The sequence below is a fragment of the Kitasatospora sp. NPDC091257 genome (assembly GCF_044757675.1).
GTDB classification, from domain to species: Bacteria; Actinomycetota; Actinomycetes; order Streptomycetales; family Streptomycetaceae; genus Kitasatospora; species Kitasatospora lactacystinica.
The window spans coordinates 1-6,675 of the sequence record NZ_JBIVVI010000432.1; the positions used below are offsets into that span (position 1 = coordinate 1).

Annotated in this window: 6 protein-coding genes and 1 pseudogene; 3 read left to right on the top strand and 4 right to left on the bottom strand. The window is 72.8% G+C overall.

What is annotated here, in order from left to right:
* Positions 1 to 896, bottom strand: an 896-nt coding sequence (locus tag ACIQOV_RS20660) for a pentapeptide repeat-containing protein (protein ID WP_401050402.1), incomplete at its 3' end; no start/stop codon positions are given.
* Positions 897 to 1,025: 129 nt separating this feature from the next.
* Between ACIQOV_RS20660 and ACIQOV_RS20665 the strand changes: the two genes are divergently transcribed.
* Positions 1,026 to 1,688, top strand: coding sequence for a GNAT family N-acetyltransferase (locus ACIQOV_RS20665; protein ID WP_401050404.1), 663 nt, complete (start codon positions 1,026 to 1,028; stop codon positions 1,686 to 1,688).
* 6 nt (positions 1,689 to 1,694) lie between these two features.
* On the opposite strand, the gene ACIQOV_RS20670 is transcribed toward ACIQOV_RS20665, so the two are convergent.
* Both ACIQOV_RS20670 and ACIQOV_RS20675 read right to left on the bottom strand, forming a co-directional pair.
* Positions 1,695 to 2,486, bottom strand: a complete 792-nt coding sequence (locus tag ACIQOV_RS20670) for an SGNH/GDSL hydrolase family protein (RefSeq protein WP_401050407.1) — start codon at positions 2,484 to 2,486, stop codon at positions 1,695 to 1,697.
* Between the two features lie 259 nt (positions 2,487 to 2,745).
* Positions 2,746 to 3,099: pseudogene (locus tag ACIQOV_RS20675) on the bottom strand (winged helix-turn-helix transcriptional regulator); the annotation flags it as partial.
* A gap of 97 nt (positions 3,100 to 3,196) precedes the next feature.
* Between ACIQOV_RS20675 and ACIQOV_RS20680 the strand changes: the two are divergent.
* A complete protein-coding gene (locus ACIQOV_RS20680; RefSeq protein ID WP_401050409.1) occupies positions 3,197 to 4,411 on the top strand; it encodes a pyridoxal phosphate-dependent aminotransferase in 1,215 nt (404 codons plus the stop codon).
* Positions 4,412 to 4,429: 18 nt separating this feature from the next.
* Positions 4,430 to 4,762 carry a YnfA family protein gene (locus tag ACIQOV_RS20685; protein WP_401050411.1) on the top strand — a complete coding sequence of 111 codons (333 nt, stop codon included), beginning with the start codon at positions 4,430 to 4,432 and terminating at the stop codon, positions 4,760 to 4,762.
* Positions 4,763 to 4,822: 60 nt separating this feature from the next.
* On the opposite strand, the gene ACIQOV_RS20690 is transcribed toward ACIQOV_RS20685, so the two are convergent.
* Positions 4,823 to 6,490: a fibronectin type III domain-containing protein gene (locus tag ACIQOV_RS20690; RefSeq protein ID WP_387730439.1), complete on the bottom strand. Its 1,668-nt coding sequence runs from the start codon at positions 6,488 to 6,490 to the stop codon at positions 4,823 to 4,825.
* Positions 6,491 to 6,675 lie beyond the last annotated feature (185 nt).

Sequence of the window (6,675 nt, forward strand, 5' to 3'; positions counted from 1 at the left end):
GTGTCGTGGCGCCGGCACGCTCCTCCGGCCCGGCCGCCGGCCGCCGGGGCCGGAGCGGTCTCGGGCCAGTGGGCGGGCCGGGTGAGGCCGTCCGGGAGGCGGGTGGTGGCGTCGCCGCGGGCGGCGTTGAGCTGGGCCTGGGTGAGGAAGAGGGCCGTGCCGAGGTCCGCGCCGGCCAGGTCGGCGTCCCGCAGGTCGGCGCCGACCAGGTCGGCGAGGCGCAGGTCCGCGCCGGAGAGGTCGGCCGCGACGAGCAGGGCGCCGCGCAGGTTGGCCCCCCGCAGGTCGGCGCCGCGCAGGCGGGCGCCGAAGAGGTCGGCGCCCCGGAGCTCGCGGCGGCGCGGGACGGCGGCACGGACCAGTTCACCGGCGCGCAGCAGCAGCTCGCTGACCCGCTGCCGGTGGGCCGGGACGTCGACGGCGAGGATCTCCTCGGGGGTGCCGCCGGCCAGCCGGTCGGTCTGCGCCAGCGCCTGCCGCAGTTCGTCGTGGACGGGAGCGGCGGCGGCGAAGGTGAGCGCCTCGGTGAGGTAGCGGAGCAGCTCGTGCAGCTGCCGCACGATCGGGAAGACGTCGAACATCGCCTTGGCGCTGTCCGGCTCCTCGCGCCAGCTGCGGCCGCCGAAGGTCACCTGGGAGACCCGCTGCCCGGCGCCGAAGCAGTCGTAGACCGTGCAGCCCTGGAAGCCCCGGTCGCGCAGCTGGGCGTGGATGCCGCAGCGGAAGTCGGTCCGGAGGTTGTGGCAGGCGCTGCCGGCCGCCTTGTTCATGGCGAAGTCGCTGCCGGCGGCGAACGGCAGCGCGACGCAGCAGAGGCCGAAGCAGCTGCCGCAGTCGGATTCCAGCGGGGTCGGCGCGGCCGCCGTGGGGTCCTGCGGCGGCTCGGTCTCGCGCACGTTCCGGGGTCCTTCCAGCAGCCGGCGCCGGGCGGCACCGTGAACCCGGAAATCCTACTGGCCCGACGACCCTCGCTGTCGGTAAGCTATGCACTGCCTTTGAGACCATTACACACGGGGGTGGGCGACATGCGGGAACCGGACACCAGGGACCTGGTCCGGATGTGGATCTCGGGCTGGGCCGTCTCGCGCGGCTCCGCCGAGCCGGTGGACCGGCCCTGGGGCTGGAGCATCGACGTCGGCGCGCCGGCCGGCGAGGTGGGCCGGCACGTACTGCCGGAGCCGACCGAGGCCGACGTCCGCAAGCTCGCCGAGACCGTCACCGCGCCGACCACCTGGCTGAAGCTGTTCGCCGAGGACGCCACGGTGCGCCCCTGGCTGGACGAACGGTGGCGCCTGGACGTGCCGGGCTTCCTGATGAGCGTGCCGCTCGTCGCCGAGCGGCCCGAGGTCCCGGCCGGGTACACCGTGACCGCCTGGGAGCGGGGCGGGGTCCTCCGGGCGCTGGTGCGCACCGGGGACGGGCACCTCGCCGCGCGCGGCCAGGCGGGCCTGGCCGGCCCGGTGGCCGTACCGGACCAGATCACCACCGTGCCCGAGCACCGCCGCCGGGGCCTGGGCGTCCTGGTGATGCGAACGCTCCAGTCCGCCGCGCACGAGCGGGGCGCGCACACCGGCGTACTGGTCGGCACGCCGGAGGGACAGGCGCTCTACGAGGCGATGGGCTGGACCACCCACGCCCCGATGGCGAGCCTGGTCCTCGACGCGCCGGGCGCCGGCGCCGAGGAGTAGCGAGCCTCAGCGGTACGGCAGCAGCTCCGGCCGCTTCGCCGGGCGGCCGTCGCCGGAGGAGCGGCCGGTGAGGCGGCGGCCGATCCACGGGCCGAGGTGGGTGCCCAGCCAGCGGGCGTCCTCGCGCAGCCGCTCGGCGCGGCCGGCCGGGGCGGCGGCGGGCAGCGGGGCGCGCCAGTCGAAGGCCGCGGGGCGGCCGAGCGCCTCCAGCACTCCCGCGGCGACCCGGCGGTGGCCCTCGGACGAGAGGTGCAGGCGGTCCTCGGCCCACAGCCGGCGGTCGTCGAAGCAGGGCGCGGAGAACAGGTCGACCACGGCGAAGCCGTCCTGCCGGCCCAGCTCCTGGACGAAGGCCTTCATCCGCAGGATGGCGGGCAGCAGCCGGGCGCTGCCGGCCATGCGCCGGGTGGGGTCGGTGCTGGTGAACAGCACGACGGTGGCGCCGGTGGCGCGCAGCCCGGCGGCGCAGCGACCGAGCAGCCGCTCGACCGCGTCGATGTCGCAGCCGGGGCGCAGCACGTCGTTGAGGCCGCCGGCCAGGGTGACCAGCTCGGCCCCCATCGCGGTGGCGGCGGCGAGCTGCTCGTCGTGGATCTGGCCGATGAGCTTGCCGCGGACGGCGAGGTTGGCGTACCGGAAGCCGGCGTCCGCGGGCTGCGCGTCGGTGCGCTCGGCGGCCAGTGCCGAGGCGACCCGGTCGGCCCAGCCCCGGTAGTGACCGTCCGGCAGCAGGTCGTCCCCCATGCCCTCGGTGAAGGAGTCGCCGACGGCGACATAGCTGCGGTAGGGGGTGGGCACGGGCTGGCCTCCGCTCTCCTGGAACGACTCCGGCGGTCCGACGATCCGACGATCGTACGTGCGTGCCCGTCCGGGGCGGCGACGGGCCCCGGCGCTCATCGCACGCCGATCGTTCGTTGATCGGCCCGGAACACACTGAGGGCACACGGGGCGGCGGTCGGCGACGGGGGCCTTGCCGCCGCCCCGTCCGGGCGACCGGGCACGCCCGCGGTCGTCAGCCGGCCGCGACCGCCGCGGGCTCCTCCGCCCCGCGGGGCGTGAACCAGTGCTCGCGCACGGCGTCGGTGGGCCGCTGCTCGCCGAGGGCGGCCAGCCCCCACTCCCCCAGCGCCTCGACGACCGGGCGCAGTTCACGGCCCCGCCCGGTCAGTTCGTAGACCGTCGCGTTGGCGGGCCGCTCCAGTCGGCGGCGGGTCACCAGCTCCTCCGCCTCCAGCTGCTTGAGCCGGGCGGCCAGGATGTCGGTGGAGACGCCGGGCAGGTCGGCGTGCAGGTCGGTGTAGCGGCGCGGGCCGCCGAGCAGCTCACGGACGATCAGGAGGCTCCAGCGCTCCCCCACCGCGTCCAGGGCGCGGGCGACGGCGCAGTACTGGTCGTAGCTTCGGCGTGACATGTGGATCAGCATAGCCAAGAGGTTGGACTTTCCAAGTACACACTTGGTAGAACAAAGCTGAAGCAACGGAGCGGTGGTGACGGTCGGGAGGCCGCAGATGGAGTTTCGACAGTCCAGCAAGCTGAATGACGTGTGCTACGAGATCCGGGGCCCGGTGGTCGACCAGGCCAACGCCCTGGAGGAGGCCGGGCACAGCGTGCTGCGGCTGAACACCGGGAACCCGGCCCCGTTCGGCTTCGAGGCGCCCGAGGAGATCATCCAGGACATCATCCGCAACCTGCCCAAGGCGCACGGCTACAGCGACTCGCGCGGCATCCTGCCGGCCCGCCGGGCGGTGGTGCAGTACTACCAGCAGCGCGGGGTCCAGGGCGTCACCGTCAACGACGTCTACCTCGGCAACGGCGCCTCCGAGCTGATCCAGATGGCCGTCACCGCGCTGGTGGACGACGGCGACGAGGTCCTCGTGCCGATGCCCGACTACCCGCTCTGGACGGCCGCGGTCCGGCTGGCCGGCGGCAAGGCCGTGCACTACCTGTGCGACGAAGAGGCCGAGTGGTACCCGGACCTGGACGACATCGCCGCCAAGATCACCGCCCGCACCAAGGCGATCGTCGTCATCAACCCCAACAACCCCACCGGCGCCGTCTACCCGAAGGAACTGCTGGAGGGCATCCTCGACCTGGCCCGCCGCCACCACCTGATGGTGCTGGCCGACGAGATCTACGACAAGATCCTCTACGACGGCACCGAGCACCACTGCCTGGCCGCCCTGGCCGACGACGTGCTGACCCTCACCTTCAACGGCCTCTCCAAGTCCTACCGGGTGGCCGGCTTCCGCAGCGGCTGGCTGGTCGTCTCCGGCCCCCGGCAGCACGCCACCGACTACCTGGAGGGCCTGACCATGCTCTCCGGCATGCGGCTGTGCCCCAACGTGCCCGCCCAGTACGCCGTGCAGGCGGCGCTCGGCGGCCACCAGTCCATCAACGACCTGGTGCTGCCCGGCGGCCGGCTCACCGAGCAGCGCGACATCGCCGTCAAGGCGCTCAACGAGATCCCCGGCGTCAGCTGCGTCAAGCCCAAGGGCGCGCTGTACGCCTTCGCCAGGCTGGACCCGGCGGTGCACCGGATCGTCGACGACGAACGGTTCGTGCTGGACCTGCTGCTGCGCGAGAAGATCCACGTCGTCCAGGGCACCGGCTTCAACTGGCCGCGCCCGGACCACTTCCGCTTCGTCACCCTGCCCCGGGCCGACGACCTGGAGACGGCCGTCAACCGGATCGGGCGCTTCCTGGCCACGTACCGCCAGAGCTGACGCCCTAGGCTCGGCCGCATGACCGTCCTTCGCTCCGTCGCCCTGTTCGCCCTCGCCGCCGTCGCCGAGATCGGCGGCTGCTGGCTGGTCTGGCAGAGCGTGCGCGAGCAGCGGCCGTGGTGGCTGGCCGGCCTGGGGGTGGTGGCGCTCGGCGCGTACGGCTTCGTCGCCGCCCTGCAGCCGGACAGCGACTTCGGCCGGGTGCTGGCCGCGTACGGCGGGGTGTTCGTGGCCGGCTCGCTGCTGTGGGGCGTGGCCGTGGACGGCTTCCGGCCGACCCGCTACGACGTGCTGGGCGCGCTGGTCTGCCTGGCCGGGGTCGGCGTCATCATGTACGGGCCCCGGCGCTGAGGTCCTCCCTCACCGCCGGGGCCCGTCGGGCGCGTCCGGGGAGCGCCGGCCGCTCGGGGACTACCAGCCCCAGCCGCCGCCCTGGCCGTCGTCGTCGCGGTTCGAGTCCCAGCCCTCGCCGACCGTGCGCAGGATCGTGTAGTTGTCGATCTGCGTGCCGTCCTCGGCCAGCGCGGTGACCTTCATGACCGACTTCTGGCCCAGGTGCTTCGGGGTGACGTCGACCTTGATGAAGGAGTAGCCGGTGTAGCGCACCCGCGACCACTGGATGGTCTCGGGGGTCTTCACCCTGCCCTTGCTCCAGTAGTAGGTCTTGACCTCGTCCTGGTGGTTCTCGTGCCCCTCGTAGGTGTCCGGCACGTCGAACTTGTACAGGCTGCGGCCGGCCGCACCCGCGGTGACGTAGACCACGCCGTCCTTGGCCGGCTCGATGGTGGCGCCGCTCGGCACCTGCTTCGAGACCTTGTTGCCGAGGATCGCGTCGGTGCGCTCGTAGATGTGGTTGTGGCCGTTGATGACCAGGTCCACCCGGTACTTCTCGAACAGCGGCACCCAGGCCTCGCGGACACCGCCCTCGGAGGCGTGCGCGACGGTGGTGGAGAAGGCGCAGTGGTGGAAGAAGACCACGACGAAGTCGACGGTCTCGTCGTTGCGCAGGTCCTTGAGGGTGCGCTCCAGCCACTTGGTCTGCTTGTTCGCCGAGACGCCCAGGTTGGCCGGGATCTCGTAGGAGACGTCGTTGGCGTCCAGCGAGACGACGCCGACGTTCTTGTAGCGGAAGGTGTAGACGCCGGGGACGGCGCGCGGGTCCGGGCCGTTGTTCGGCAGGAAGAAGCGGGCGTTCTCGCCGCCGTAGCCGTTCGGCGAGTACCAGGCCTCGATGTCGTGGTTGCCGTACGCGACCATCCACGGGATCTCGGCGGCGACCGTCTCGGTCTGCACCAGGAAGTCGTCCCAGGTCTTCGCGTTGAAGACGGACTTGTCCGGGTCGGTGCCGGAACCGGCCGGGTCGGCGTAGCAGATGTCGCCGGCGTGCAGGTGGAAGGCCGGGTTCTGGGCCTTGATGATGTGGTCGTTGCCGGCCGCGTGCGCGCTGACGCCCTGGTCGCCGAAGGCGGTGAAGGTGAACGGCTCGTACACCTTGCCCCAGCGGTGGTCGCGGGAGGGCGCGGTGCGGAAGGTGTGCAGGGTGGAGATCTGCTGCTGCGAGGCCGGGTCGAAGCCCTCGTGGCCGACACCGTAGTAGTAGGTGGTGTCGGGGCGCAGGTCCTCCAGCGCCACGTGCAGGTAGTACTGGTCCACCGGCTGGCTGTTCGGGGTCAGCGCCGGGGTGTGCAGGGCGCGGACCTCGGCCTGGACCTTGTGGCTCAGCTCCCACGGGGTCTTCCCGAAGCGCAGGAACGGCTTCTTGACCGGGGCCGGCACCTGCCAGGAGACGCGGAACTGGGTGTCCGGCTCGGGGCCGAACTGGAGGTGACGGCCGGTCGGCGCGACCAGCGCGCCGTCGATGCCGCTGGTCGTGCCACCGGTCAGCAGCTGCGGGCCGGCCGGGGCGGCGAAGGCCGTCCCGCTGCCCAGAGCGCCGCCGACGGCGACGGCGCCCACGGTCACGGCACCGGCGCGCAGCATCCGGCGGCGGGAGAAACGGGCCCGCAGGTACTCGTGCTGCTCGGCCATGCTCATGCGGTCGGCAAGCTTGGCCGGCACGCCCATGTTGGGGATATCCATGCGCGGGACTCTTCCAGCGGCACGTTGATCGCGCACGGACGCCGGGTGAACGGGTCGCAGCGTACCCACCATTCGAACGCCAATGTTCGACCATGATTCGGTAAAGGGCGTACCCGTACCGTCTCGACGCCGCATCATGGCCCCCACCGGTCCCCCGGCCTGAGCGGTCGTCGGCGGTGTTGCGG

Excerpts from the sequence above, each read along its gene's own strand:
- ACIQOV_RS20665 (WP_401050404.1), top strand. The coding sequence starts at position 1,026 with ATGCGGGAACCGGACACCAGGGACCTGGTCCGGATGTGGATCTCGGGC.
- ACIQOV_RS20680 (WP_401050409.1), top strand. The coding sequence starts at position 3,197 with ATGGAGTTTCGACAGTCCAGCAAGCTGAATGACGTGTGCTACGAGATC.
- ACIQOV_RS20685 (WP_401050411.1), top strand. The coding sequence starts at position 4,430 with ATGACCGTCCTTCGCTCCGTCGCCCTGTTCGCCCTCGCCGCCGTCGCC.
- ACIQOV_RS20690 (WP_387730439.1), bottom strand. The coding sequence starts at position 6,490 with ATGGATATCCCCAACATGGGCGTGCCGGCCAAGCTTGCCGACCGCATG.